The 26,353-nt window shown below is 43.4% G+C and carries 28 protein-coding genes; 19 read left to right on the top strand and 9 right to left on the bottom strand.

Features of this window, described 5'->3' with window-relative positions:
* The 4 genes from AAY47_RS06410 to AAY47_RS06395 all read left to right on the top strand — a co-directional run.
* Window positions 1-285, top strand: a 285-nt coding sequence (locus AAY47_RS06410) for an MT-A70 family methyltransferase (protein ID WP_047768030.1), incomplete at its 5' end; no start/stop codon positions are given.
* A 25-nt stretch (window positions 286-310) separates the two neighbouring features.
* Window positions 311-490: a hypothetical protein gene (locus AAY47_RS06405; RefSeq protein WP_152669774.1), complete on the top strand. Its 180-nt coding sequence runs from the start codon at window positions 311-313 to the stop codon at window positions 488-490.
* Between the two features lie 3 nt (window positions 491-493).
* Window positions 494-727, top strand: coding sequence for an excisionase (locus AAY47_RS06400; protein WP_047768002.1), 234 nt, complete (start codon window positions 494-496; stop codon window positions 725-727).
* Entirely contained in the window at window positions 717-1,844 is a 1,128-nt protein-coding gene (locus tag AAY47_RS06395; RefSeq protein WP_047768028.1) for a site-specific integrase, read from the top strand. Before AAY47_RS06400 ends, AAY47_RS06395 begins: the two co-directional genes overlap by 11 nt.
* A gap of 123 nt (window positions 1,845-1,967) precedes the next feature.
* Here the strand turns inward: AAY47_RS06395 and icd are convergent, their stop codons facing one another.
* Window positions 1,968-3,221, bottom strand: a complete 1,254-nt coding sequence (icd, locus tag AAY47_RS06390; RefSeq protein ID WP_047768000.1) for an NADP-dependent isocitrate dehydrogenase — start codon at window positions 3,219-3,221, stop codon at window positions 1,968-1,970.
* 141 nt (window positions 3,222-3,362) lie between these two features.
* On the opposite strand from icd, the gene rluE reads away from it, so the two are divergent.
* The 7 genes from rluE (at window position 3,363) to phoQ (ending at window position 10,267) form a co-directional block, all read left to right on the top strand.
* Window positions 3,363-3,992, top strand: coding sequence for a 23S rRNA pseudouridine(2457) synthase RluE (rluE, locus tag AAY47_RS06385; protein WP_047767998.1), 630 nt, complete (start codon window positions 3,363-3,365; stop codon window positions 3,990-3,992).
* A complete protein-coding gene (locus AAY47_RS06380; RefSeq protein ID WP_047767996.1) occupies window positions 3,985-4,437 on the top strand; it encodes an NUDIX hydrolase in 453 nt (150 codons plus the stop codon). The genes rluE and AAY47_RS06380 overlap by 8 nt, the downstream gene beginning before the upstream one ends.
* Window positions 4,438-4,510: 73 nt before the next feature.
* Complete coding sequence (mnmA, locus tag AAY47_RS06375; protein ID WP_047767995.1) at window positions 4,511-5,614, top strand: tRNA 2-thiouridine(34) synthase MnmA; 1,104 nt, start codon at window positions 4,511-4,513, stop codon at window positions 5,612-5,614.
* 2 nt (window positions 5,615-5,616) lie between these two features.
* Window positions 5,617-6,243, top strand: a complete 627-nt coding sequence (gene hflD / locus AAY47_RS06370) for a high frequency lysogenization protein HflD (protein ID WP_047767994.1) — start codon at window positions 5,617-5,619, stop codon at window positions 6,241-6,243.
* Between the two features lie 97 nt (window positions 6,244-6,340).
* Window positions 6,341-7,711, top strand: a complete 1,371-nt coding sequence (gene purB / locus AAY47_RS06365; RefSeq protein ID WP_047767993.1) for an adenylosuccinate lyase — start codon at window positions 6,341-6,343, stop codon at window positions 7,709-7,711.
* 368 nt (window positions 7,712-8,079) lie between these two features.
* Window positions 8,080-8,763, top strand: coding sequence for a two-component system response regulator PhoP (gene phoP / locus AAY47_RS06360; RefSeq protein WP_047767992.1), 684 nt, complete (start codon window positions 8,080-8,082; stop codon window positions 8,761-8,763).
* Entirely contained in the window at window positions 8,756-10,267 is a 1,512-nt protein-coding gene (phoQ, locus tag AAY47_RS06355; protein ID WP_047767990.1) for a two-component system sensor histidine kinase PhoQ, read from the top strand. Before phoP ends, phoQ begins: the two co-directional genes overlap by 8 nt.
* 144 nt (window positions 10,268-10,411) lie before the next feature.
* Here phoQ and bcp read toward each other — a convergent pair whose 3' ends face one another.
* A complete protein-coding gene (gene bcp / locus AAY47_RS06350) occupies window positions 10,412-10,891 on the bottom strand; it encodes a thioredoxin-dependent thiol peroxidase (RefSeq protein WP_047767988.1) in 480 nt (159 codons plus the stop codon).
* Window positions 10,892-10,905: 14 nt separating this feature from the next.
* On the bottom strand, window positions 10,906-11,463 hold the full coding sequence (locus AAY47_RS06345; RefSeq protein ID WP_047767986.1) for a glycine cleavage system transcriptional repressor: 558 nt from the start codon (window positions 11,461-11,463) through the stop codon (window positions 10,906-10,908).
* A gap of 244 nt (window positions 11,464-11,707) precedes the next feature.
* Between AAY47_RS06345 and dapA the strand changes: the two genes are divergently transcribed.
* From dapA to purC, 3 genes are all read left to right on the top strand, one after another.
* Entirely contained in the window at window positions 11,708-12,607 is a 900-nt protein-coding gene (dapA, locus tag AAY47_RS06340) for a 4-hydroxy-tetrahydrodipicolinate synthase (protein ID WP_047767985.1), read from the top strand.
* Between the two features lie 17 nt (window positions 12,608-12,624).
* Entirely contained in the window at window positions 12,625-13,671 is a 1,047-nt protein-coding gene (gene bamC, locus AAY47_RS06335) for an outer membrane protein assembly factor BamC (RefSeq protein ID WP_047767983.1), read from the top strand.
* A gap of 92 nt (window positions 13,672-13,763) precedes the next feature.
* A complete protein-coding gene (gene purC / locus AAY47_RS06330) occupies window positions 13,764-14,477 on the top strand; it encodes a phosphoribosylaminoimidazolesuccinocarboxamide synthase (protein WP_047767981.1) in 714 nt (237 codons plus the stop codon).
* A 98-nt stretch (window positions 14,478-14,575) separates the two neighbouring features.
* Here the strand turns inward: purC and AAY47_RS06325 are convergent, their stop codons facing one another.
* Window positions 14,576-14,929 (bottom strand): hypothetical protein, encoded by a 354-nt coding sequence (locus tag AAY47_RS06325; protein ID WP_053460723.1) that lies wholly within the window; start codon window positions 14,927-14,929, stop codon window positions 14,576-14,578.
* A 347-nt stretch (window positions 14,930-15,276) separates the two neighbouring features.
* Here AAY47_RS06325 and AAY47_RS06320 point away from each other — a divergent pair, with 347 nt between their 5' ends.
* Both AAY47_RS06320 and AAY47_RS06315 read left to right on the top strand, forming a co-directional pair.
* Window positions 15,277-15,729: a DUF441 domain-containing protein gene (locus tag AAY47_RS06320; RefSeq protein WP_047767979.1), complete on the top strand. Its 453-nt coding sequence runs from the start codon at window positions 15,277-15,279 to the stop codon at window positions 15,727-15,729.
* A 72-nt stretch (window positions 15,730-15,801) separates the two neighbouring features.
* Window positions 15,802-17,940: a tRNA(Met) cytidine acetyltransferase TmcA gene (locus AAY47_RS06315; protein ID WP_047767977.1), complete on the top strand. Its 2,139-nt coding sequence runs from the start codon at window positions 15,802-15,804 to the stop codon at window positions 17,938-17,940.
* On the opposite strand, the gene AAY47_RS20480 is transcribed toward AAY47_RS06315, so the two are convergent.
* From AAY47_RS20480 to AAY47_RS06295, 5 genes are all read right to left on the bottom strand, one after another.
* Window positions 17,885-18,079, bottom strand: coding sequence for a YpfN family protein (locus AAY47_RS20480; RefSeq protein WP_072059750.1), 195 nt, complete (start codon window positions 18,077-18,079; stop codon window positions 17,885-17,887). The genes AAY47_RS06315 and AAY47_RS20480 overlap by 56 nt on opposite strands.
* Window positions 18,080-18,286: 207 nt before the next feature.
* The gene (locus AAY47_RS06310) at window positions 18,287-18,955 is read right to left on the bottom strand and encodes a M15 family metallopeptidase (protein ID WP_047767975.1); all 669 of its coding nucleotides are present in this window, start codon (window positions 18,953-18,955) and stop codon (window positions 18,287-18,289) included.
* Entirely contained in the window at window positions 18,952-20,079 is a 1,128-nt protein-coding gene (dapE, locus tag AAY47_RS06305; protein ID WP_047767973.1) for a succinyl-diaminopimelate desuccinylase, read from the bottom strand. The genes AAY47_RS06310 and dapE overlap by 4 nt, the downstream gene beginning before the upstream one ends.
* Before the next feature lie 14 nt (window positions 20,080-20,093).
* Window positions 20,094-20,516 (bottom strand): ArsC family reductase, encoded by a 423-nt coding sequence (locus tag AAY47_RS06300; protein WP_047768024.1) that lies wholly within the window; start codon window positions 20,514-20,516, stop codon window positions 20,094-20,096.
* Window positions 20,517-20,834: 318 nt separating this feature from the next.
* Entirely contained in the window at window positions 20,835-21,470 is a 636-nt protein-coding gene (locus AAY47_RS06295; protein WP_047767971.1) for a response regulator, read from the bottom strand.
* A gap of 537 nt (window positions 21,471-22,007) precedes the next feature.
* On the opposite strand from AAY47_RS06295, the gene maeB reads away from it, so the two are divergent.
* The 3 genes from maeB (at window position 22,008) to AAY47_RS06280 (ending at window position 26,276) form a co-directional block, all read left to right on the top strand.
* Window positions 22,008-24,287, top strand: a complete 2,280-nt coding sequence (gene maeB, locus AAY47_RS06290; protein WP_047767969.1) for an NADP-dependent oxaloacetate-decarboxylating malate dehydrogenase — start codon at window positions 22,008-22,010, stop codon at window positions 24,285-24,287.
* Window positions 24,288-24,442: 155 nt separating this feature from the next.
* On the top strand, window positions 24,443-25,360 hold the full coding sequence (locus AAY47_RS06285) for a ChaN family lipoprotein (protein WP_047767968.1): 918 nt from the start codon (window positions 24,443-24,445) through the stop codon (window positions 25,358-25,360).
* Window positions 25,361-25,472: 112 nt separating this feature from the next.
* Window positions 25,473-26,276, top strand: coding sequence for an energy transducer TonB family protein (locus AAY47_RS06280; protein WP_047767966.1), 804 nt, complete (start codon window positions 25,473-25,475; stop codon window positions 26,274-26,276).
* Window positions 26,277-26,353: the final 77 nt, after the last annotated feature.

The raw sequence follows: 26,353 nt of genomic DNA, 5'->3' as shown, positions 1-26,353 counted from the left end.
GGCAACTACACCCGCAGCAACACTGAGGATATGTTGATCGCCGTTCGGGGCAACGGACTGCCACGACAGAGCGCCAGTGTGAAACAGGTCATCTATTCATGCCTGCGTGAGCATTCACGAAAGCCGCGAGAGGTTAACTATCGACTGGAGCAGCTATACGGCAACGTCCCGCGCATTGAATTGTTTGCCCGTGAGTCAATGGATGGCTGGGATACGTGGGGGAATGAGTCGCCCGTGAATGATATTGAATTTATTAACGGAGTTAATTTCATCACCGATGACTAACGAATTCGAGAACGCAAGGAGGACGGTGGCAAGGGATTGCCTCAAAGAACTGGAAAAACTACCAAAATACGACGATACCGCAGTGACCGCAGTCCTCGATAAGTACACACCCCAATTTAAACCACTCAACCACATGAAATTCAGCGCTAAATCAGTGCTGGTTTACTATGTTCGGTTGATTCAGAAGGAAATGAAAAGAGGTTAAAATATGCAGATGCTAACTCTGGATGAATGGGCAAGCGACAGATATAGGAGTCGCCCGCCTAGTTTAAGCACCCTTCAACGTTATGCTAGAAATGGTTTTTTTTACCCACCAGCACAAAAAGAAGGCGGCATTTGGCGGGTTAGAGAAGATGCAGAACTAGTTGGACGGTTAGCTACTCCAACTATAAATAAGTCGGATAATCCTAAATTACAGAGGATCTTAAATGATGGCTGCTAGACCTCGCAAAAACAATATCAATATCCCCAACTTATACCCATTGTTTAGTCGCAAAACCAATAAGGTGTATTGGCGCTATCGACATCCCATTACAGGAAAATACCATGCTTTAGGCGACGATGAGCAAGAAGCAAAAGAAATTGCTATTGAAGCCAACAATAGACTAGCTGAACAACGTAGCCGGCAAGTCATGGCAATTGGTGATCGTATAGCAAAAATTAAGGGAAAAGAAATTACTGTTGATACGTGGCTGGATAGGTACTGGAAAGTTCAGGAAGAACGCCTGGAAACTGGTGATATCAAACTCAATACGTTCAAACAGAAACGCAAGCCGGTAGATTTAATGCGGCAAGCTCTAGCAATGAAGTCTCTTCCTGCCGTGGATGCCAGAGATATAGCTGAAATACTGGATCAATATAAATCAGCCGGACAACCTCGTATGGCTCAAGTTATCCGTTCTGTTTTGATTGATGTTTTTAAGGAAGCTCAACATGCCGGGGAGGTTCCTCCGGGTTACAATCCCGCCCTAGCAACTAAGCAGCCAAGGAGGAGAGTGACTCGTCAGCGTCTCAATCTGGATGAGTGGCAAAAAATATTTGAAGTCGCTGACTCACACCACAAGTACATGGGTAATGCAATGTTGTTAGCAATAGTAACAGGCCAGAGATTAGGTGATATTTCTGAGATGAAATTTAGTGATATTTGGGACGATCATCTGCATGTTTCTCAAGAAAAAACAGGAACCAGATTAGCTATCCCCTTAACGTTACGATGCAATGCTCTCAATATTTCTCTCAGAGAAGTTGTTGCGCGATGCCGCGACCGTGTTGTTAGTCCGTATTTAATTCACTACTTTCACACCACATCACAGTCTAAACGCGGAGAAAAAGTAACGGCTAATACATTAACAACAAACTTCAAAAAAGCACGTGATAAAACAGATATTGATTGGAGAGAAGGAACTCCAGCGACCTTTCATGAGCAGCGCTCATTATCAGAGCGTCTATATCGCGATCAGGGTATTAATACGAAAGATTTATTGGGGCATAAAACGCAGCAACAGACAGATAAATACCATGATGACCGTGGCAAAGATTGGATAAAAATTGTCGTCTAAGTTGCTCGAAATTTGATGGGTTTTGATAACTGGTTTTGATAATGTTTTGATAACCGTTTCCATTGTGATAATAAAACAACGGGAACCATTAAGCTCCCGTCATCTATTCAGTTAAGCAATTAATTACATGTGTGAGATAATTGCATCGCCGAATTCGCTACATTTCAGTAAGTTGGCGTCTTCCATCAGACGCTCAAAATCGTAAGTTACGGTCTTGGCAGCAATGGAACCTTCAACACCTTTAACGATTAAGTCGGCAGCCTCGAGCCATCCCATGTGGCGCAACATCATTTCAGCGGAAAGGATCACCGAACCCGGGTTGACCTTATCCTGGCCTGCATACTTAGGTGCCGTACCGTGTGTTGCTTCGAACAGTGCGCACTCGTCACCAATGTTTGCACCTGGAGCGATACCGATGCCACCCACCTGTGCAGCCAAAGCATCAGAAATGTAGTCACCATTCAGGTTCATACAAGCGATAACATCATACTCTGCTGGCCGCAGCAGGATCTGTTGCAAGAAAGCATCTGCAATGACATCCTTGATGATGATATCTTTGCCATTTTTAGGATTCTTGATCTTAACCCACGGGCCACCATCCAACAATTCTCCGCCGAATTCAGTGCGAGCCAGTTCATAACCCCAGTCTTTGAAAGCACCTTCGGTGAATTTCATGATATTGCCTTTATGAACCAGAGTGACTGATTCACGGTCATTATCAATAGCATATTCAATCGCGGCACGTACTAAACGTTTAGTGCCTTCTTCTGAGCAAGGTTTTATACCGATACCACACTGTTGAGGGAAACGGATCTTATTAACACCCATTTCATCTTGCAGGAATTTAATCACTTTGTCCGCTTGCGCTGAACCTGCTTTCCACTCAATACCCGCGTAAATATCTTCCGCGTTTTCGCGGAAAATAACCATATCGGTTAATTCAGGCTGCTTAACAGGGCTTGGCGTACCTTGGTAGTAACGAACCGGACGCAGGCAGACATACAGATCCAATTGCTGACGCAGTGCTACATTCAGCGAACGGATACCACCACCTACTGGCGTTGTCAGAGGACCTTTGATAGCAACACGATATTCACGAATCAAATCTAGCGTTTCATCGGGTAACCAAACATCTTTACCATAGACATGCGTGGATTTTTCACCTGTGTAGATTTCCATCCAGGAAATTTTGCGCTCACCGCCATACGCTTTCTGAACCGCAGCATCAACAACTTTTAGCATGACCGGCGTAACATCAACACCAATGCCATCCCCTTCGATATAAGGGATAATCGGGTTATTCGGAACACTTAATTTACCTTTGACATCAATAGTAATTTTTTTACCTTCCGCTGGAACAACAACTTTGCTTTCCATTAACCTCTCCTTTCAAATAAGCGCAATGCCTTGTTAATTTTTTGTAAGGGACGTGTCAATACTACTTGAATATTCTGCAAACGCCAACGGTCACAGATTTTAAGGTATAATACGCACCCTTATTTTTAACGATGGCTTATCATGACAAATATCTCTTTTAAAAAACGCCAACTTAACCGATTCAGCCAGAGAAAAAATAACAGAGCTATAAAAAAAACAATTAGCCCTCGTCGGGTATTGATTTTGAACAAACCTTATGATGTCTTACCTCAATTCACCGATGCAATGGGCAGAGCAACGTTAAAAGATTTTATCCCGTTTCCTGATGTTTATGCCGCGGGTCGTCTGGATCGTGATAGTGAAGGTTTACTGGTGCTGACCAATGATGGCAAATTGCAAGCTAAACTGACCCAACCCGCTAAAAAAAGCGCTAAAGTTTACTATGTTCAGGTAGAAGGCATTCCTGATGAAACGGCCCTGAATAAACTGCGTAGCGGCGTTTTATTGAAAGATGGCCCAACCTTATCCGCTGGCGCTGAATTAGTCGAAGAGCCTGAGTGGCTTTGGGAGAGAATTCCCCCTATTCGGGAACGAAAAAGCATTCCGGTAAGTTGGCTTAAAATTACGTTATATGAAGGGCGCAATCGGCAGGTACGCAGAATGACTGCCCATGTGGGATACCCTACATTGCGCCTAATCCGTTTTAGTATGGGTTCGATACAATTAGACACATTATCCCCTGGAGAATGGAGAGAAATTAATCTTGTTTAGTCCACACGTCACGGTTGCCTGCATTGTTCATGCAGAAAATAAATTTTTGATTGTTGAAGAATTGATCAACGGCAAGCTCCTCTGGAACCAACCGGCAGGCCACCTTGAAGCGGATGAAACATTACTGGCTGCTGCTGAACGGGAACTGTGGGAAGAAACCGGAATTCGTGTACAACCACACGCATTTTTAAAATTGCACCAATGGGTTGCGCCGGACAGAACCCCATTTATCCGTTTTCTATTCCTGGTTGAAATGGAAAAAGTCATAGATACCAATCCACAAGATAACGATATCCATTGCTGCCATTGGTTAAGTGCAGAAGAAATCCTTAACAGTTCACAGTTACGCTCCCCTCTGGTCGCCGAAAGTCTTCTTTGCTACCTGGAGCACAAAACTTATCCACTCTCGATACTGGATTATTATGGTTCACCTTTCGCCAAATGAAGACGCTTGGTGCACCTTGGTTGCCAACGTGCTAAAGTATTGCGTTTGTTTTTTTCCGCAGTGAGATATATCCATGTCAGATAACAGCCAGAAAAAAGTCATTGTCGGCATGTCCGGCGGTGTTGATTCATCCGTTTCCGCCTACCTTCTGCAACAGCAGGGCTACCAGGTAGCTGGCCTGTTCATGAAAAACTGGGAAGAAGACGATAGTGAAGAGTATTGCTCGGCGGCTACCGATCTTGCCGATGCCCAGGCCGTTTGTGACAAACTGGGCATAGAACTGCATACCATTAATTTTGCCGCCGAGTATTGGGATAATGTATTCGAACATTTTCTGGCTGAATATCAAGCCGGCAGAACCCCAAACCCGGACATTCTTTGCAATAAAGAAATCAAATTTAAAGCATTTCTGGAGTTTGCCGCAGAGGATTTAGGCGCTGACTATATTGCAACCGGGCATTATGTCCGTCGTCGGGATGTGAACGGCATGAGCCAATTGCTCCGTGGCCTGGATGATAATAAAGATCAAAGCTATTTTTTATATACCTTAAGCCACCAGCAAGTTGCCAAGAGCCTGTTTCCGGTAGGGGAATTGGAAAAACCCGAAGTACGCCGCATTGCCGAAGAAATTGGCCTGGTCACCGCAAAGAAAAAAGATTCGACGGGCATCTGTTTTATTGGTGAGCGTAAGTTCCGTGATTTCCTTGGGCGCTATTTACCCGCCCAGCCCGGCCCGATAATGACGGTTGATGGACAGACCATCGGCCAACATACCGGCTTGATGTACCATACACTCGGTCAGCGCAAAGGACTGGGGATTGGGGGGACGAAAAACGGTAGTGAAGAACCCTGGTATGTCGTCGATAAAGATGTCGAAAATAACATACTGATTGTTGCCCAAGGCCATGAACATCCTCGTTTGATGTCGCTCGGTTTGATTGCCCGGCAACTGGATTGGGTGGATCGCCGACCACTGCAAGCAGAAATCCGCTGTGTAGTCAAAACACGCTACCGTCAGCATGATATTCCCTGCACTGTCGTCCCTCTGGGCGAAGATAACATTGAGGTTCGTTTTGATAGCCCTGTTGCCGCTATCACCCCGGGTCAATCAGCCGTGTTTTATCAAGGTGAAGTTTGTCTCGGTGGTGGTGTGATCGAACAACGTATACAGGAGTAGTTGTGGCTAAAAATTATTACGATATTACACTGGCGCTGGCAGGTATCTGCCAGTCAGGCCGTCTGGTACAAAAACTTGCCCATGAAGGCCAGTGTGATACGGATGCTTTTGAAATCATGATCAACAGTGTCCTGAACATGAATCCAACCTCCACACTGGATGTCTTTGGCAATGATGCCTGCAACCTGCGTGTTGGCCTTGATGCCATGTTGGGTATGTTCAATGGTTCACATAGTGGCGTTTCTGCCGATCTTACCCGCTATATGCTGAGTTTGGTGGCACTGGAACGCCGCTTGAGTAAAAATCCGTCTGCCGTCAATCAATTGGCAAATCGCATTGAACAATTAGAACGTCAGCAAGCCTATTTTGAACCTATGTCAGAGGGAATGTTCAACGCCCTGGCTGGCATTTATGTCGATGTTATCAGCCCGTTGGGACCACGCATTCAAGTGACGGGCTCACCTGATGTATTACGTAATTCGTTGATTCAGGCAAAAGTCAGATCGGTGTTACTGGCCGGTATCCGTAGTGCCGTTTTATGGCAACAAGTTGGCGGTAGCCGCCTGCAAATTATGTTTTCTCGTCAACGTCTGATCCGACAGGCAAAAGAGATCCTTGCTAACGGTTAGATGGTAAAGACCGTCAGCGAAAAACTGTTAAATCTAAATTATTAAACATAAATCTGTTAAACATACATTGTTAAATAAAATCCGGGAGTTGCTACCAATGGAATTATCCTCACTGACCGCTGTTTCTCCAATTGATGGCCGCTACGGCGATAAAGTCAGCGCATTACGCGCTATTTTTAGTGAGTTCGGCTTACTAAAATTCCGTGTGCAAGTCGAAGTACGTTGGTTGCAAAAACTGGCTGCAACCACAGAAATCCGAGAAGTTCCTGCTTTTGACGCCTACGCAAACGCTTACCTTGATGAAATTATTGCAAATTTCAATGAGCAGGATGCACTGCGTATCAAAGAGATTGAACGCACAACCAACCACGATGTTAAGGCTGTTGAATACTTTCTGAAAGAGAAAGTCGCGCATATTCCTGCCCTGCATCAGGTTGCAGAATTTATTCATTTTGCCTGCACATCAGAAGATATTAATAACCTGTCACATGCCTTGATGCTTAAAACAGCCCGTGAGGAAATTCTGCTGCCGCAATGGTGCCAAATAATCGATACCATCACACGCATGGCACATGATTATCGCGATCTGCCACTGCTATCGCGGACACACGGTCAACCTGCCACACCTTCCACGGTCGGCAAGGAATTTGCTAACGTGGCCTATCGTATGAAGCGCCAATTCCGTCAGCTTGAGCAGGCAGAAGTTCTGGGCAAAATCAACGGGGCGGTGGGTAACTATAATGCGCACTTATCCGCCTATCCACAAGTTGACTGGCATCAATTCAGTGAGTCATTTGTGACCTCTTTAGGTATTCAGTGGAACCCGTATACCACTCAGATTGAACCCCATGATTACATTGCAGAACTGTTTGATTGTGTGGCGCGTTTCAACACCATCCTAATCGATTTTGATCGCGATATCTGGGGTTACATCGCCTTGAACCATTTCAAGCAAAAAACTATCGCCGGGGAAATTGGTTCTTCTACCATGCCACATAAAGTCAATCCGATTGATTTCGAAAACTCAGAAGGCAACCTGGGCCTGGCAAATGCGGTTCTGGGGCATCTTGCCAGCAAACTGCCGGCTTCTCGCTGGCAGCGTGACCTGACAGATTCAACCGTATTGCGTAATCTGGGCGTTGGTCTGGGATATGCATTGATTGCTTATCAATCCACTATGAAGGGGTTGAATAAGCTGGAAGTCAATGAACAGCACTTACTGAGTGAACTGGATTGCAATTGGGAAGTATTGGCAGAGCCTATCCAAACTGTTATGCGCCGTTATGGCATTGAAAAACCCTATGAAAAACTGAAAGAACTGACTCGTGGTAAACGTGTTGATGCTGAAGGGATGAAAGCGTTTATTGATGGCCTTGAGCTTCCTGAAGTGGAAAAAGAGCGCCTCAAATCCATGACGCCAGCAAATTACATTGGATACGCTGCTTCGCTGGTTGACCAGTTAAAATAATCTGTATTTATCCCTACAAATGGGCGGGTTCTATTCCGCCCATGCGCAATTTTCGTGCTGCAATTTCCTGCTAACTGCGTAATCCCAGCAGACTCCCGATCGTCACGTAGCAACCTGAATGCTATGGAGTATATGAACTTATATAGAAGTTAAATAAATTGTATATTTATTTACTATTTCAACCTAACCATTTGTTTTTAAACGCACCAATCATTAATATACCAACAAAAGCTAAATTGTTACTATACTTAGTTTATTCATAATCATATACCTATAATTTTATTTAATTTTTATTGACGAAATTGATTACTTAGCTATTTTAAATTTATTTGATAAACATTAATTACTGATTAGCATAAGGAATCATTATGCGGATATTGATCGTTGAAGATAATGCATTACTTCGCCATCACTTAACCGTGCAATTACGGGATATCGGACATCAAGTTGATGCTGCGGAGAATGCTAAAGAAGCAGATTATTATCTTAAAGAAAGTCACCCTGATATTGCTATCGTTGATTTAGGGTTACCGGGAGAGGATGGTCTTAGCATGTTACAGCGCTGGCGCAGTGAGCAAGTTAATTTACCTATCCTTGTTCTTACCGCTCGTGAGAGCTGGCAAGAAAAAGTCAACGTGCTAAACGCGGGTGCCGATGATTATGTTACTAAGCCCTTTCATCTGGAAGAAATTAATGCCCGCATACAGGCATTAATGCGACGTAATAGTGGTTTGGCATCACAATTAGTTGAGATATCACCATTTTTAATCAACCTCTCAAGAAAGGAGTTTTCTATCAATGAAACCAATATTAAGTTGACCGCCTTTGAATACATTATTATCGAGACCTTAATGCGCAATAATGGCAAAGTTGTCAGTAAAGAAACACTAATGCGCCAATTGTATCCGGATGCTGAACTACGCGAGAGTCACACAATTGATGTATTGATGGGGCGTTTGAGGAAAAAAATATTGAATGAATGGCCGGAAGAGGTCATTGTCACTGTTCGTGGTCAAGGGTATCGCTTCGATGTGAAGTCTTATAATGTTTAAGTTCTCTGAAAAACCTTTTTCTTTGAGAACACGGTTTCTCATGGCTACGGCTGCTATTATTCTTGCATTGACTCTATCATATGGCATTGTTGCTATCGCCGGATATTTAGTCAGTTTCGATAAAACAAGCTATTCCATACTCCGTAGCCAAAGTAATTTATTTTTCACATTAGCCAGATGGGAAAATAACAAGCTAGAAATCCTTGTTCCCAAAGATTTTTCCATGAATTATCGCGCATTAGCACTGATCTATGATAATGATGGAAATATTCTTTGGCGCCAGAATAATGTGTCTGAATTGGAAAAAATGATTGATCCTGACTGGCTGAAAAAAGATGGCTTATATACACTAGAAGCGTATTTTAAAGAAAAAGGGGATTTTTTCTATAATCCAACAGCAAATCAAGATAATGCAAAAAAGGCAGAAAATAGTAAGGACGTGTTATTAACCTACTCAGTTGCTGTAAATATTTATCCCGCCACTGACAAACTGCCTGCCATGACCATTGTTATCATTGATACCATTCCACAAGATGTACAGGAATCAGCAAAAGTATGGGAATGGTTTGGGTATGTACTCATCGCTAACCTACTTCTCATCATTCCATTAATCTGGCTTGCTGCTGACTGGAGTCTTAGGCCAATAAAATCCGTAATTACCCAAATCAGTTCATTAGAAAATGGGGAAAGGAAAGAACTGGATGAGAATCCTCCTACTGAATTAAGAGGGCTGGTCAGAAACTTAAATAACTTGTTATCCAATGAACGTAAACGTTATGCAAAATATCACACAACCCTCTCGGATTTGACGCATAGCCTGAAAACGCCCCTGGCGGTATTACAGTCAACCCTGCGCTCTCTGCGCCCCCCTCAAAAGCTGACCATTGAACAAGCTGAACCCATTATGCTTGAACAAATTGACCGGATATCCCAACAAATCGGATATTATCTACACAAAGCCAATATGCGCAGCGACCATAGCTTACTTCTGAGGCAGATTTCTTCTGTCCCCATCTTGCTCGATGGCCTAATCAGTGCCTTAACTAAGGTATATCAACATAAGGGCATCAAAATTATGCTCGATGTCTCTCCTGAAATAACATGGCTGGGGGAAAAAAATGACTTCCTGGAAGTGATGGGAAACATTCTGGATAATGCTTGTAAATATTGCCTGAAATTGGTCAAAATCACCGCCACAATGGGAGGAAATTCGGGAGGAAATTCAGTCACTATTATTGTCGATGATGATGGATTAGGTGTCCTCCCTGAGCAGCGAGAAATGATTTTTCAGCGTGGCTTACGCGCCGATACACTGCGATCAGGCCAGGGTCTTGGTTTGTCGATAGCGTCTGAAGTTGTCGAGCAATATGACGGTGATATCAGTATTGATGATAGTCCACTTGGTGGCGCCAGGGTGAGCGTAATATTTCGTGCCCAAAACAATGCCCATCAAAACAATGCCCATCAAAACAATGCTCATCAAAACAATAACTCATCAACATAAAGCGGCCAACACAATGTGTTCACCATGCGATAATGATTAGGTGCTTGCTAAGCATTTTCCATTAAATAACAATGCAATAAATACCAAACAAATAAACTAAGTTGCCACTTTGTTAATAAAGTGGCAACTCAAGACTTACTGTGTCTATATTGACAGTGAAGGTTGGTTTAGGTAATCCAGCACAACTTGATGATGATCACTGGTTTTGAATTGATTAAAAACGTGTTCAATCTCACCTTGTGGATTAATTAAGAAACTGATGCGATGAATGCCATCATAGGTTTTCCCCATGAACTGCTTTTCTCCCCACACACCAAACTGTTCGGCAACCTGGTGGTCAATATCAGAAAGCAGCGTGAAATTCAGCATGTCTTTTTCTACAAAACGGGATAGTTTTTCAGGTGCATCTGGGCTGATACCCAAGACTTCAACATTGGCGTTTTTTAGCTCATCCATAGAATCACGTAAGCCACAGGCTTGAGTTGTGCAGCCAGGTGTCATTGCTTTGGGATAAAAATAAACTAAAACACGTTGACCTTTGAAGTCTGATAAATTAATGGGTTCGCCATCTTGGTCAGGAAGGCTGAATTGTGGTGCCTTGTCTCCGGCTTTCAATGGACTCATCACTTATTCTCCGGTTAATCGTTTTGATTTAAATGGTCTTGTACGATAATACTGCCTTGTGCATTTAATTCTGTACATAGATGATGAAAATTTTCTTTAAATATCGTGCCATTATCATCAACTGGGTTGTGACCAGTGATTTGGATTTGCAGACGAGCAGGGTGATTTTCTTCGGCTGGGTGAGTTTTTGATACCAGTTCCGCGATATTAAGATCCTGGGTTGTGAATAAACTGGTAAAGCGCTCAACAATTCCCGGTGAATCAACTACGTCTACCTTAACGGTGATGGTCGAAGGAAATTTTTTCTGGACGCCGCATCGGGTACGCTTCATCACGATGAGTAATTCAAGTTCTGCGTCCTTTTGTGGCAAGGTAGATTCGATCAAAGTAATGGCATTCCAGCTTCCCGATAGCAACATGATAAAAGTAAATTCTTCGCCAAACATAGCTAAACGGCTGTCTTCAATATTACAGCCACATGTGCTGACGAGGCGGGTAATGGTATTGACGATGCCGGAACGATCGGTACCGAGGGCGGTGATCACTAAAAAATGCTGTTCTGATGTTGGCAAAGCGGTTTTCCTTTAATTTTAGTTGGTGTTTGCTGTGTATGTTGTGTTTTAACATAAAAAATGATCAGGAGAAGGTCAATCGCCTTTATCAAGGGAACAAAATTATAATTTATGTTTAATCAGCTACACTTGATATTAACAAAATTCATTGAAATCGCGTGGTTAAAGAGTTTTCTTCTGCATAGCAAGAAAGTACCATGAACCTCTCATTTGCAGTTTTAGGTTTAACTAAGAGGAAATGGCAATGGTAGGCAATCATTCTGGTTTTACAGGCAGTATAGTTGCATTGATAACGCCGATGGATTCAACTGGCCGGATTGATAAGGCCAGTTTGAAAAAATTGATTGATTATCATATCGCCAGTGGTACATCTGCGATTGTGTCTGTTGGAACAACGGGCGAGTGTGCAACACTTAACCATGACGAACACGTTGATGTTGTACTGACAACCCTGGAAATGGCTGACGGGCGTATTCCGGTGATTGCCGGAACAGGGGCAAACGCGACAGCAGAAGCTATCTCTCTGACCAACCGTTTCGAAAACACGGGTGTTGTGGGTTGCCTGTCAGTCACACCTTATTATAATAGACCCTCACAGGAAGGTTTATATTTGCACTATAAGGCAATCGCTGAGAATACTGACTTACCACAAATTCTGTATAATGTGCCATCCCGTACCGGATGTGATTTATTGCCACCGACGGTCGCGCGTTTAGCAAAACTGAAAAATATTGTTGCGCTTAAGGAAGCGACAGGGAACTTAAGTCGTGTTAGTCAGATCCAAGCATTGGTTAGTGATGAAGATTTCATTCTTCTAAGTGGTGATGATGCAAGTTTTGTCGATTTCATGCAGCTTGGTGGCAAAGGGGTTATTTCTGTCACTGCAAATGTTGCCGCAGCGGAAATGGCGCAGTTGTGTGAATGGGTTGAGCAAGGTGAATTTTTGCAAGCTCGTGAACTGAACAGCAGACTGATGGAATTGCATCATCAATTATTTGTTGAACCTAGCCCGACGCCAGTTAAGTGGGCTTGCCGTCAATTGGGGTTGATTGCCGATGATACATTGCGTTTGCCAATGGTTCCGCTAACGCAGGAAGGGCAAATTCCAGTTGGTAGTGCCTTGAAAATAGCTGGATTACTGTAAAATTTTAGGGAATTTTAATGGCAACATTATTGCAAAAATCGAAGGTCATGAAGATTGCTGGACTGTCATTGGTCGTTTTTTTAGCTGCCTGCTCCAGTGATCAGCGCTATAAACGTCAGGTAAGCGGGGATCAATCCTATCTTGACACGCCTCCTCTGAAACTATTGAACATCCCTGCGGGAATGACATTACCACTGCAAAATGGTGAATATAATCTTCCGACAACGTCGGCAACGGGGGCTGTGGGTAAAGATTTGGATATACGTCCTCCATTGCAAGCGCTTGCATTGTTGACGGGTTCCCGCGTTGAAAATAGTGCTAACAGCAGTAAGTTGTTGTTTGAAAATACTCCTGAATACAGTAGCTTATGGTCTCAGGTAAATAATCTTCTGGCGGAAAAAGGGTATAAAATCAGCCAGAAAGATGATGCTGCACAAACCTTAACGACAGATTGGATTACATGGCACCGAGCGGATGAAAATGTTCCTTATCAGGGGCGTTACCGTATTTCAGTTTCCAAACAGGATTACCAAATAGCACTATCTGTTGCGAACGAAGGTTTGAAACAGGGAGAAAAGGAAATTATCGATCCGGTACAAATCCAGCGTTACAATGTTGTGATGCTGAATAAATTGGCAAGTGACTTAAGCCAGCAACAAGAAGCAGCGAGCCTGAGCGGTGCTAAAAACTCAGGTCCACTCTCTGTACAAAGCGGTAGTGATAATACCGGATTACCGCAAATTATCGTGCGTGCACCATACAACATAGTCTGGAACAGATTGCCATACGTGTTGGAAAACATCGGTATGAAAGTCACGGATCGTACTCGTTCTACCGGAGCGATAGAGGTGACTTATGAAGAACGTAGTTCTTCTGACTGGAAAGCGCTGGGAGTAGACGCGCCTTCCATCCTCGGCGGAAATTATAAGTTGCAGGTGGGTGATTTGGATAACCGAAGCAGCCTGCAATTTATCAGCGACAAAGGTAAGCCGTTGACTCAATCTGAAAATGATCAGATGGTGGCGGTGCTGGAAGCCGCGTTTAGCCAATCCAGGGATAAGTAATATATAAAAGGGGCCTAGGCCCCTTTTATATTTTGGATGTGTTTTTTGTTTAATTAGTTACGTTTAAAGACGTTATATTTCTGGAGTGTAAAATGCAGAAAAAAGCTGAGTTGTATCGTGGAAAGGCAAAAACAGTGTATGCCACTGACAATCCTGACTTACTTGTGCTGGAATTCCGTAATGATACATCAGCATTGGATGGTGAACGCATTGAACAGTTCGATCGCAAGGGAATGGTGAATAATAAATTTAATCATTTCATTATGAGTAAACTGGAAGACGCGGGCATTCCGACGCAAATGGAACAACGGTTGTCAGATAATGAATCCCTGGTGAAAAAACTGGATATGGTGCCTGTTGAGTGTGTTATTCGTAACCGTGCCGCAGGTTCCCTTGTTAAGCGTTTGGGAGTGGAAGAGGGAATGGTGCTTAATCCGCCACTGTTTGACCTGTTTCTGAAAAATGATGCCAAACACGATCCTATGGTTAATGAATCCTATTGTGAGACATTCGGTTGGGTGAGCAAAGAGCATTTAGCTGAGATGAAACGTCTGAGCTACAAAGCCAATGAAGTATTGAGCAAACTGTTTGATGATGCGGATTTGATTCTGGTGGATTTTAAATTGGAATTTGGTTTGTTTAAGGGCAAGGTCATATTAGGGGATGAGTTTTCACCGGATGGTAGCCGCTTATGGGATAAGCAGACGATGGATAAAATGGATAAAGATCGTTTTCGCCAAAGTCTTGGCGGCCTGATCGAAGCATATGAGGAAGTTGCACGCCGTATTGGCGTTATTTTGGATTAATGACGCAAACGATTACTTAAAAAATATAATGTAAAATAGGCAGGATGCTCCGATAACCAAAAGGGCATCCTGTCCCTGTCTTGCAGGTTGAATAAGTTTTAAAGCAGGGATTTGGTTATTTGCTTCCAGCCCTTTTGGTGCATACAGCCGTAATAAAATTCGCTTCTAGAACCCGCGTTGACATCCGTCACATAGCTTTCGACCATAGGAACATTTTGACTGTAGTAACCGTTTTTTCCACATTGCTCTTTATTGATACAAGGTTGCTGCACCATTTTCAGTGTTGATCTTTGGGCGATTTCATTTTTGACAGGAAATTGTTGTAATGCTGATAATCTGCATTCAACTTTTGCTTCACTAAAAGGAACAGGATTACTGGTTGCAGGGATCCACTGAGTGGTGCAACCCGCTAAAGAGAGACAGATTATCATGGAGGAGGTTAATTTTTTCATATTTATATCGCTTATACGAACGCATATTAGTTGCAAGGCACTTCTTACAACCTTTCTGCTTTACCTTAGTAAAAAGGCGTTGGTGTTTAAAAGGCTAATTATCAAGAAACAGGGGTTGTATCTTGATCTATATGGCTAATTATTTATCAATGTGATTGTTTAAGGCAAAGATGTTAACAAACTACCCATTGTTGCGCTATTACCCAAATTTGGGATGGTACTTGATGAATATTTTTGATTAAGTGCAAAAATTTTAAGTTATCCTCTTTTCCATGCCAGAATTTATGTTGCCTGATTTAAAAATAGTCAAACATTGTTCTATCGGAGTTTACAGGAAATAAAAACTCATGAGTCATATCGATCCTACTCTACTTATTTTACTCGTGCTTGCGGGGCTGGGCATCATCAGCCATAACATGACAGTGACACTTGCCATGTTATTTCTACTGGTAGTGCGTATCACGCCTTTGGATCAGTTTTTCCCTTGGGTGGAAAAGTACGGCTTGGCGATAGGTATCCTGATTCTGACTGTCGGCGTCATGGCACCTATCGCAAGTGGGAAAATCTCCGCTCAGGAAATTTTTAGCTCGTTCTTAAATTGGAAGTCCCTGCTGGCTATTGCTGTTGGTGTCCTTGTGTCATGGTTGGGAAGCCGTGGCGTGACTTTAATGTCTGGCCAGCCTTCTACCGTGGCTGGATTATTGGTCGGCACTGTATTGGGCGTGGCTCTATTTAAGGGGGTTCCGGTAGGCCCTCTGATTGCCGCTGGCATTTTATCACTGATGATTGGTAAATCGTGACCATGCCGGAAGCCATTTTAGCCATCAGATATTTCACATGTTATGCAGTTCATTTTATGGATAGTTCGCACTATGTATAGCGTATGGGCAATGTTGCAGGCACAAATGCAACAACAGGGCAAGCGCCGTTTAGTTGTTTTGAGTGGTGATCCGCAATGGAGTGAATTGATTGTCAATCAGCTAACAGAACAGTTTCAAGGGGACTGGTTAACGGTTTCAGCGCATGTAGCGGGGGCCATAGATCCCACAAAAGCCGTCAGCTTGCTTGGCCGTGAATTCTTACATGGTGTTTTTGATGCGACTCAAGGGCTTAATGCTGAGGCATTAGCGATACTGGCTGGCACATTAAAAGCGGGAAGTTGGTTGGTGATGCGCGTACCCGCCTGGTCACAATGGCCCGAACAGCCTGATGAAGATAGTTTGCGCTGGAATGAATCGTCAGGCGTCATTTCGACGCCTCATTTTATTCGCCATATTCAGCAGCAAATCCGCGCCTTTCCTGAAGTATTATTATGGCGTCAGGAAATACCTTTTCAGATATCTCAGATACCACCATTGCCTGCAACCGGAGTCTGGCAGATGCCTGATGGCAACCCAACGGTAAGTCAGCAATCTCTTCTTGACGAACTGTTACAGGCCACACGAGGCGTTTGGGTGATCACCGCATCTCGGGGGCGGGGAAAGTCGGCGCTGGCAGGAATGTTAGTGCGATATTGGCAAGGAAAATGCTGGTTATGTGCTCCTGCCAAAATAACCACAGACGTTATTCGACGTTATTCCGCTATCTCAGGTTCGGCTGAACAGAAATTTTTGGAGCAAGAAACGCCGTTTTGGTCAGTAGACAATTTGTTGAAATATTGCCGGACGAAAAAAGGTCGACAAAAAAATAAAAGCGATGCTGATTGGTTATTGATTGACGAAGCCGCAGCGATCCCAACGCCACAATTAGCAGAATTAATCCGCCATTTTCCACGAGTATTGTTGACTTCAACAGTCCAGGGTTATGAGGGAACAGGACGCGGTTTTTTGTTGAAATTGTGTGCCGAATTGCCTGACTGCCATATTCGTGAATTGAAAACGCCTATGCGCTGGGCTGAAAATGATCCATTGGAAGCGTGGCTGGATAGTGCTCTGTTATTCGATGATAAATCGCTCGTGTATGACACACGATTAGACGCAGAAGAATTGCATTTTCACCTGATATGTCAGCCTGAATGGTTACAACACCCGACCTTATTATTGCGCCAATTTTATGGCTTATTAACCAGTGCACATTACCGGACATCTCCCCTTGATCTGCGGCGATTAATGGATGGTAACGGAATGACATTTTTGGCTGCCCTTTCGGGTTCTCCAGAACATCATCAATCATTGGTTGGCGCTTTGTGGATGGTGAACGAAGGTGGTTTGTCACAGACATTAGCACATGAGATCTGGGCAGGACGTCGGCGGCCAAGAGGCAATTTGGTGGCCCAATCCCTGGCGGCACATAGCGGTTTTCCGCAGGCTGCAACTTTACGATCACAGCGGATCAGCCGTATTGCTGTACAAGCTCAATATCGCCGTCGTGGTGTCGCACGACATTTGATCATTCAACAATGTCAGGCAGCCAGTCAACAAAAGCTGGATTTCCTCTCTGTTAGTTTTGGTTATACCACTAATTTATGGGGTCTTTGGCAAAAATGTGGTTTTCGCCTGATAAGAATGGGCACTCACCGGGAAGCGAGTAGTGGTTGTTATACCGCGATGGCTGTTTTGCCTTTGAGTGAGCAGGGAGAGCGATTTGCTCAATCCGCACAACAGCGATTATCCAGAGATGCCAAAGGATTAGGATCGTTACTTGGCTTTACCTTACCAGTTGAGCATGATGGTGACGAACAGATCAATGACAGTGACTGGCAGGAATTGGCTGGGTTTGCCTTTGCTCATCGTCCTCTGTCAGCCTCTTATTTTGCATTACAGAGAATACTGTTGAAGAGCAATTTGGCCTTGCCTGCGTTGAGAAAGCATCTTCAACAGCGGCTAAGTATCGAACAATGTGTCAGTGAATTATCGCTGAATGGCCGTAAGGCCCTGTTAAAACAGTGGCGTGAAGAGGCGGCTGAGGCATTGGCAAGCATCGACAAAATACTTGCCAGCCACTGGAGAGATTGGGTTATTTCTTGCGATCCCGCTGTGGCCAATCATCCTCATCATCCCATTGATCATTAAGATCCCGGTGCGGGGGCAATTCGGGTTTGTTATCTAAGAAAGATTTCTTATCGACGCGACTCAGTGCTTTTACTGCGTTAACAATAATGCCGACGAGCACTAACAGAACAATCCACCAATAATCTATCAACCAATGCATGGTATTTTCCTCAGAATGTTTAGAGCCTCTTCCGTGAGGCTCAGGAGCCTAATGTGTGAAGCAGCTATTTTGCTGATCTGTTATTTTCCTGATTTATATACCCATCCAACGTCAGGATGCGTGTTATATTTCCCCGCGCCACGGGGAAATATAAGGTCTCGCGTCGTCTTGCGGATTGCAACGTGAAGTTTATCGAGTATCGTTTTTTTAATCTATTATCCTGATGTATTTTTCAAATATATAGGATAGATTGGTTTTTAACCAGTTTATGCCGGCAATATCACGATCTTCCCAGGCATTTAATAGAACGTGTTCATCGAATAAATTTTCGGCTTCATGGGATAATGGCCAGTAGCTGATATGCCACGGTTCATAAGCGACACCTGCATCGTGGCGCGTAAAGGGACGGTAGAAATCATACTGAGACATGTTTTCTGTCAACCAATGGGTTAATGGCTCAAAGTATCCGCCGTTTTCATACTCCCACGGTTCTAGCTGCAATTTTTTACCTTCTGGTAGCAGAAAGGGATCATAAATATCCAGCTCTGTCCCCCAATGATGGCGGCTTGCTCCTGGCAAAGCTGACCAGCGAAGAATGGCTTTACAGCGTTCTCCTTCATCCATTTTCGAGATATCAAGAGGCTGGCTATTTTCATCTAATACTGGACGCTGACCACAGAATTTTTCACTCCAGATAGTTTGCTGGCGAGTGAAATCACGGAACGAACTGGCAGGTTGTAGCTTAAAACCTGCTTTGGCCGCTTCTTTCTGCATGGCAAGAAACGCTTTGGTGGCATTAAACTGCAAACGGTGATTGCCTGTAAGAGTGATCAGGTGATCAGTGGACAGGCCGGTCAAAGCTTCAGGTGTCATCATTTGATTAATTGCTCCATGATACGTTGATAAATCAGGCTCAATTTTTGTAAATCAGTCACTTTGACACATTCATTGGTTTTATGGATGGTGGCATTAATTGGTCCCAACTCCACGACCTGAGTCCCCATCTTAGCGATAAAACGTCCATCTGATGTACCGCCACTGGTTGATAGCTCTGGTTTATATCCACAATAGTGCTCAATGGATTCAACTACAGTGTCAACAAGAACCCCCTTGCACGTCAGAAAAGGCTGACCTGATAACCACCAGTCAATCTCATATTTTAGATGATGCTTTTTCAGCATATCTTCAACCTGTTGGCGGATCTCGCTGTCTGTCAGTTCAGTGCTGAAACGGAAATTAAATTGCACCCACAATTTACCAGGAATAATGTTATTACTGCCGGTTCCCGCCTGAATATTGGCGATTTGCATACTTGTGGACGGGAAAAATTCATTACCGTTATCCCACTGAGTATTGACGAGTTCTTGCAGGAAAGGTATTGAACGATGGATCGGGTTATCTGCCAACTGTGGATAGGCAACATGTCCTTGGGTGCCAAAGAGAGTTAAGCTGGCGGTTAGTGACCCCCGTCGTCCGTTTTTGATCATATCCCCAAGGCAGTTCTGGCTGGATGGCTCTCCGACCAGGCAATAATCCAGACGTTCGTGGCGAGAGATTAACGTTTCAACGACCTTGACGGTACCATTGGTGGCTTTGGCCTCTTCGTCGGAGGTGATCAGAAAAGCCAGACGGCCTTTATGCGCAGGATTTTCTGCGACAAAACGTTCAGCAGCAACAACCATTGCAGCCAGAGAGCTTTTCATATCTGCGGCACCACGGCCATACAGCATTCCATCACGGATAGAAGGTTCGAAGGGCGGCGTTTGCCATTGTGAGATATCGCCGGCAGGAACAACATCGGTGTGCCCGGCAAGGGCTAAAGTGACTCCGCTTCCGCGATAAGCCCAAAAATTCAGGGTATCGCCAAAAGGCATTGGTTCGATTGTAAAACCAATGTCTTGCAGGCGCTGGATAAGCAGTTCCTGACAACCTTGATCATCTGGACTGACAGAAGGACGTTTGATTAACTGTTGAGCAAGTTCAATTACCGGACAGATCATGGTGCTCTCCTTATCTAGTCATGCGAGAAAAATTGTTGATACTGCTCTGCCTTGAAACCGAGTAAATACTTTTCTGTTCCTTCGCTTTTTGAACTTTCTGAGCCTGAAACCAAGAGAGGGCGTTTTATGATTGAAGGGTATTCCAGCATGAGTGCCTTAGCCGCTTCTGCATTGTTAATAGCTGCTTTTTGCTCGTCGGGCAATTTGCGCCACGTTGTACCGCGGGTATTCAGGAGAGATCCCCAGCCAACTTGCTCAATAAATGCTTGAAGTAGCTCAGGGGATAGACCATCAACCCGATAGTCATGGAATTGATAAGGTATTTTTTGATCTTCTAACCAACGACGTGCTTTTTTTATGGTATCGCAGTTTTTGATGCCGTAGAGAATGGCTATTTTGTGAGAAAGGGTATCCGGATACAAAGAGGTATTTGACATGATGAGAGCCTTAGTTTTGTCTTGTTCAACATATCCGACATAATGCGGGAAATTGGCTATTTTATCCAGATAACGCGTTTTTGCGCAGACTTTCTGTCTGCTTTTTCCTGGCATTGACGTTACGGGTGTTCAAATTATCGACAAAAATAGATTGCCTGCATTTCAAGTAATAAATTTATAGATAATATCCTTGATTATTATATGCAAAATTAATTTGTTCCTAATTAATTTATAATTCTTGATAACTCACAATTTCCCCATCGGTAAAAATGAGGGAAATTGTGTTTTGTATTGGGGCGTTAAGCAACAAGCCAATGTTTAAATGAACTCTGTTTTTCTGTGTTTCAGATAGATGATAGTGGCTTCGAGACGAGAACGTGATTTAAGTTTTTTCAATAAGTTACGGGTGTGAACTTTCACCGTTTCTTCTGAAATAAAAAGAAAATCAGCAATTTCTTTATTTGTCATTCCTTCTGCAATTTCTTTTAAAACATCTAATTCACGTTTGGTTAATTTTGATAACGGATCAACATAAAGATGGCGAGTGGATAAATATTGATGGACGTTTTCACTGAACACCGCATGACCATCTATGGCTTTTTTTATGTTGTTCAATAGAGAGGTCAGCTCGATATCTTTTAATAAATAACCATTCGCACCGGCATCAACTGCATCGTAAATATCACTTCTGTGATCTGAATCAGAAAGTACCAGGATATAGGAATCAAGCCCTTTGCGGCGGAGAGATTTAATCGTATCAATTCCTGAAAGACCATTGATTTTCAAATCTATCAGAATAATGTCAGGCTTTATTTGGCAAGCGATATTAATTGCGTCTTCGCCATTGCCAGTTTCGGCTGTCACAATGAGTTCTCGTTCTAATTCAATCAACCCTTTTAAGCCGTGACGAATGATAGGATGATCATCCACTATCATGACTGAATGATTATGCATATTCTTTCTCCCATATAGAAATGCAGATTTATGTTTAATAAAACATAAAAGACAGGTTTCTGCTTTATGTTAAATCGCTGTGTGATTTTTATGGAGTATATTGAATCATCATTAATGAGATTCTGAAAATATATCCTGATATAAAAATAGAAATGGCGCAAACAGGTTTAACCACTCAGATGAAATTCACTTTCATAAGAAAATGTGTTTCCTTAATTGCTAATAATTTTCCAAATAAATTTGGATGAATATTTTATAGATTAATTTTTGTTTTTGTAAACTTATTTTAAATGTTAATTTTAAAATTCATCTTTAATTAATTTATCAGGTTATTAATTGAAGATAAAATACCCCTATATAGGTATCATTAAGAGAGTATCTATATAATATTGATTAACGTAACGTCATCATTTGTTTGTTTTTGCACCTTGATTTTAAAGATTATGAACAAAATGCTACTGATATCATGATTTAACCTTCTGTAACTATTATACTGAAACGGTTTTCACTAAGACATGACGCGTAAAGGATCTGATGATGGATGAAAAATTAAAACAAAGTGCTCTTGATTTTCATGAGTTCCCACAACCTGGAAAAATTACGGTTACACCAACCAAGCCATTGGCAACGCAACGTGATTTGGCGTTGGCATACTCACCGGGGGTTGCTGCACCGTGTCTTGAAATAGCAGAAGATCCTTTGGCGGCTTATAAATATACTGCACGTGGCAATCTTGTTGCGGTTATTTCTAACGGCAGCGCTGTCTTAGGGCTGGGTAATATCGGTGCATTAGCCGGTAAACCTGTTATGGAAGGGAAGGGCGTTTTATTTAAGAAATTCTCTGGTATTGATGTTTTTGACATCGAAGTGGATGAATCCAATCCTGATAAATTGATTGATATCATCGCCGCGCTGGAACCCACTTTTGGTGGTATCAACCTGGAAGATATTAAAGCACCGGAGTGTTTCTACATTGAGCAGAAACTCCGTGAGCGCATGAAAATTCCTGTATTCCACGATGATCAACATGGCACAGCCATTATCTGTACCGCAGCCGTGCTGAATGGATTGCGGGTCGTTAATAAAGACATTGGCAAGGTGCGCATGGTGGTATCGGGGGCGGGTGCTGCCTCAATTGCCTGTATGAACCTGCTGGTAGCATTGGGTTTGAAACGTGAAAATATTGTCGTCTGTGACTCAAAAGGGGTTATTTATCGTGGCCGCGAAGAGAACATGGAAAAGACCAAGGCGGATTATGCCATTGAGGATCATGGCAGCCGTACATTGGCAGATGTGATCCCTGATGCTGATATTTTCCTCGGCTGTTCCGGGCCGGGCGTATTGACCCAAGACATGGTGAAAACCATGGCAAAAAATCCGCTCATTATGGCATTAGCCAATCCAGAGCCAGAAATTTTGCCACCATTGGCAAAAGCAGTACGTCCCGATGCCATTATTTGTACTGGCCGTTCTGATTTTCCTAATCAGGTGAATAACGTTCTTTGCTTCCCGTTTATTTTCCGTGGCGCATTGGATGTGGGGGCCACAACCATCAATGAAGAGATGAAACTTGCCTGTGTGCATGCCATTGCTGATCTTGCACTGGCTGAACAAAGTCAGGAAGTGGCTTCTGCTTATGGCGATCAAGACCTGTTCTTTGGTCCCGATTACATCATTCCGAAACCGTTTGATCCTCGCTTGATTGTAAAAATTGCACCGGCTGTAGCGAAAGCGGCGATGGACTCCGGTGTGGCAACCCGACCTATTACCGATTTCGGGGCGTATATTGAGAAACTCAATGAGTTTGTCTATAAGACCAACTTATTTATGAAACCCATCTTTTCCCAAGCCAAAAAAGAGAAGAAACGGATTGTATTGGCTGAAGGGGAAGATGTTCGGGTACTACATGCGACCCAAGAACTTGTCTCCCTTGGGCTGGCATTTCCTGTCCTGATTGGCCGCCCTGGCGTCATTGAAATGCGGATTAAAAAGCAAGGGCTGCATATTGAAGCGGGTAAAGATTTTGAAGTGGTGAACAATGAAAATGATCCACGTTTCAAAGAGTATTGGCAGGAATATTATCAAATGATGAAACGCCGTGGTGTTTCGCAAGAGCAAGCACGTCGTGCAGTGATTGGTAACCCAACGCTGATAGGTACAATTATGGTGCACCGTGGTGAAGCAGATGGCCTGATTTGTGGTACTGTTGGCAGCTACAGCGAACATTATCAGGTCGTAAAAGATGTCTTTGGTTTTCGCCAGGGAGTGCATACCGCAGGTGCCATGAACGCCTTAATGTTACCGATGGGAAATACGTTTATTGCCGATACTTATGTTAATGAAGATCCAAGCCCAGAAGAGTTGGCAGAAATCACGCTGATGGCGGCTGAAACGGTTCGCCGTTTTGGTATTGAACCTAAAGTGGCCTTGCTATCACGCTCAAGTTTTGGTGCTTCTGAATGTGATTCTGCGCAAAAAATGCGTAAGACATTGGCATTGGTTCAGCAAATGGCACCAACACTTGAAATTGATGGTGAAATGCACGGTGATGCTGCGCTGGTGGAAAGTATCCGCCGCGATATTATGCCGGACAGCCCGCTCAAGGGTTCAGCAAATCTGTTAATTATGCCGAATATGGAAGCGGCTCGTATCAGCTATAACTTGCTGCGTGTGACCAGTTCAGAGGGGGTAACTGTTGGCCCGGTTTTGATGGGGGTTGCGAAGCCGGTTCATATCCTGACACCGATTGCTTCTGTACGTCGTATCGTGAATATGGTGGCGTTGGCGGCGGTTGAAGCACAAACAGATCCACTATAAAAATAACTCGCCATTCTAACCGTGGTTTGGAATAAATCGGTGAATTACCCTGTTAGGTTTATGCCTGACAGGGTTTTTTAATTTGTAAATAATTCTCATTATCTATAATATGCGGGCAATTTTTTGATGATTAATTTTTTTAATGACTTACAGTTATGCAAACATCTACCCGTATAAAATCGACTTTTTTAACCGGTTCTCTCCTGCTTGGTGGTTGTTTTCTCGCAGGTTGTACCGCAGTTCTAAACAACGCTCAAAATAGCGCTCAGGCAGCGCTGCAAACTCTCCCCGGCGAGTTGATGCGATCGGGTGTGGTGCTTGATATGAAAACAGGCAAAGCGATCACGCCAGATCAACTGCGGGAGCAATTGGCAAATTATCCTCGTGTCATTGTTGGTGAAAAACATGACAATCCTTACCATCACCAAATCGAGTTATGGTTAGTGCAACAACTTGGGAAAAAGCGTCCCCAGGGTTCCGTATTACTGGAAATGATTAATCCAAACCAGCAAGAAAAAGTGAATAAAGTGAAAAGTTGGTTGCAGAGTAATCCGATCGTCAGGGAAGAGCGGATCCAGAATTTATTGGCATGGCAACAGGGCTGGCCGTGGAAATGGTATGGTGATTTGGTTATGGAACTGATGAGGGCGCCTTATCCTCTGCTGGCAGCAAATTTGGATCGCAGTGAAGTTGAACAAGCGTATAGAAATCATGATGTAGAAGATAAAAATTCCTTGGTTTCTGATGAGGTCAAAAAGCTGATTGAAGCCACGATTAGCCATTCCCATGGCGGAAAGATAGAGCCACAACTGCTTTCTGGCATGACTAAGATCCAGCAAATGCGGGATCAACGGATGGCAGAGCAGCTAATGAAGGCTCCATCACCTGCCTTACTGTTTGCCGGAGGATACCACGCGGTAAAAACTATGGGGGTTCCTCAGCACGTCAAAAAAATAGCGCCAAATGAAAAAATAGCTGTCTTTGTCATCGCGGAAGAGGGCGTTTCGTTAGATAACGAATATGCTGATTTTGTCTGGTTTACACCTAAAGTAAGCGAAAATATAACCCAATAAGAGTAAGTATCACAAGGAAGTGACTAATTAACAAATAAAAATAGTTTTCATTTATATATTGAATTGATTATCATTCATCTCCATTTATCATTGACATAATGTGCTATAAGAGATGTTGACGTACATCACGTATCAAAATGCTCACACGGGTCATGTGACAAAATCCTTCCTCGCTGCGATCACACTTCATGCCTTGTTCGTAGGATGGCTGGTTTACAAACCAAAGGATGTGGATCTTGAGGAGCTTCTTCCTCCGCCGGCGGTGATGGTGGAATTGTCAACGCAGACAGAAGCGCTACAAAAAATACAAAAACAGCCGATTGGCATTGAACAGCAGCTATCCGTTGCCAGTAAGCAGCAGGAGAGCAAAATTGACGAAATAAACATGCCCAAATTGGATGTAAATGAAAACGCCCTGCTTTTGGTGGATAAGCAGAAGAAAAAAAAGAAAAAACAAGATGCACCGAAGAAAACTCAGCCTGTTAAGCGCGTGAAAGCAAAAGAGCAGGAAAGCGAAAAATCCCACAGTAGTGCCGCGCCAGCAACCAGCAATACGACGGCCGATAATGTGACCGCTCGTACCGCGGCATCCTACGAAAGCAATTCTGATGCCATTGCTGATGCCAAAGCTGTTTGGCAGGCAGAGGTAGCCGGGCACTTAAACCGCTATAAAAAATACCCAGAAGATGCCCAGAGAAGAAGACGAACAGGGCGTCCGATGGTGAAATTTATGGTTAACCCATTGGGTGTCGTAATGAACAGCGAACTCACTCGACGTTCAGGGACTAACTCACTGGACAGGGAAGCAAGGATGGTGTTGGAAAGGGCACAGCCTTTGCCTAAGCCACCTGAAGTTATTTTAACTAATGGTAGTGTTACGGTTGAACTGCCGATAGATTTTTATTTATCTCAATAAAAATACAGGATTGATGGCATGTCACAGCATAAGGCGGCGTTTTCATCAGATATGAAAAGGTCGAATAAAGAAAAGAA

The organism is Xenorhabdus griffiniae (assembly GCF_001028135.1).
In the GTDB taxonomy this organism is placed as follows: Bacteria; Pseudomonadota; Gammaproteobacteria; order Enterobacterales; family Enterobacteriaceae; genus Xenorhabdus; species Xenorhabdus bakwenae.
Note: the sequence above shows the minus strand (reverse complement) of the source record. Positions and strands in the feature narration are given on the sequence as shown.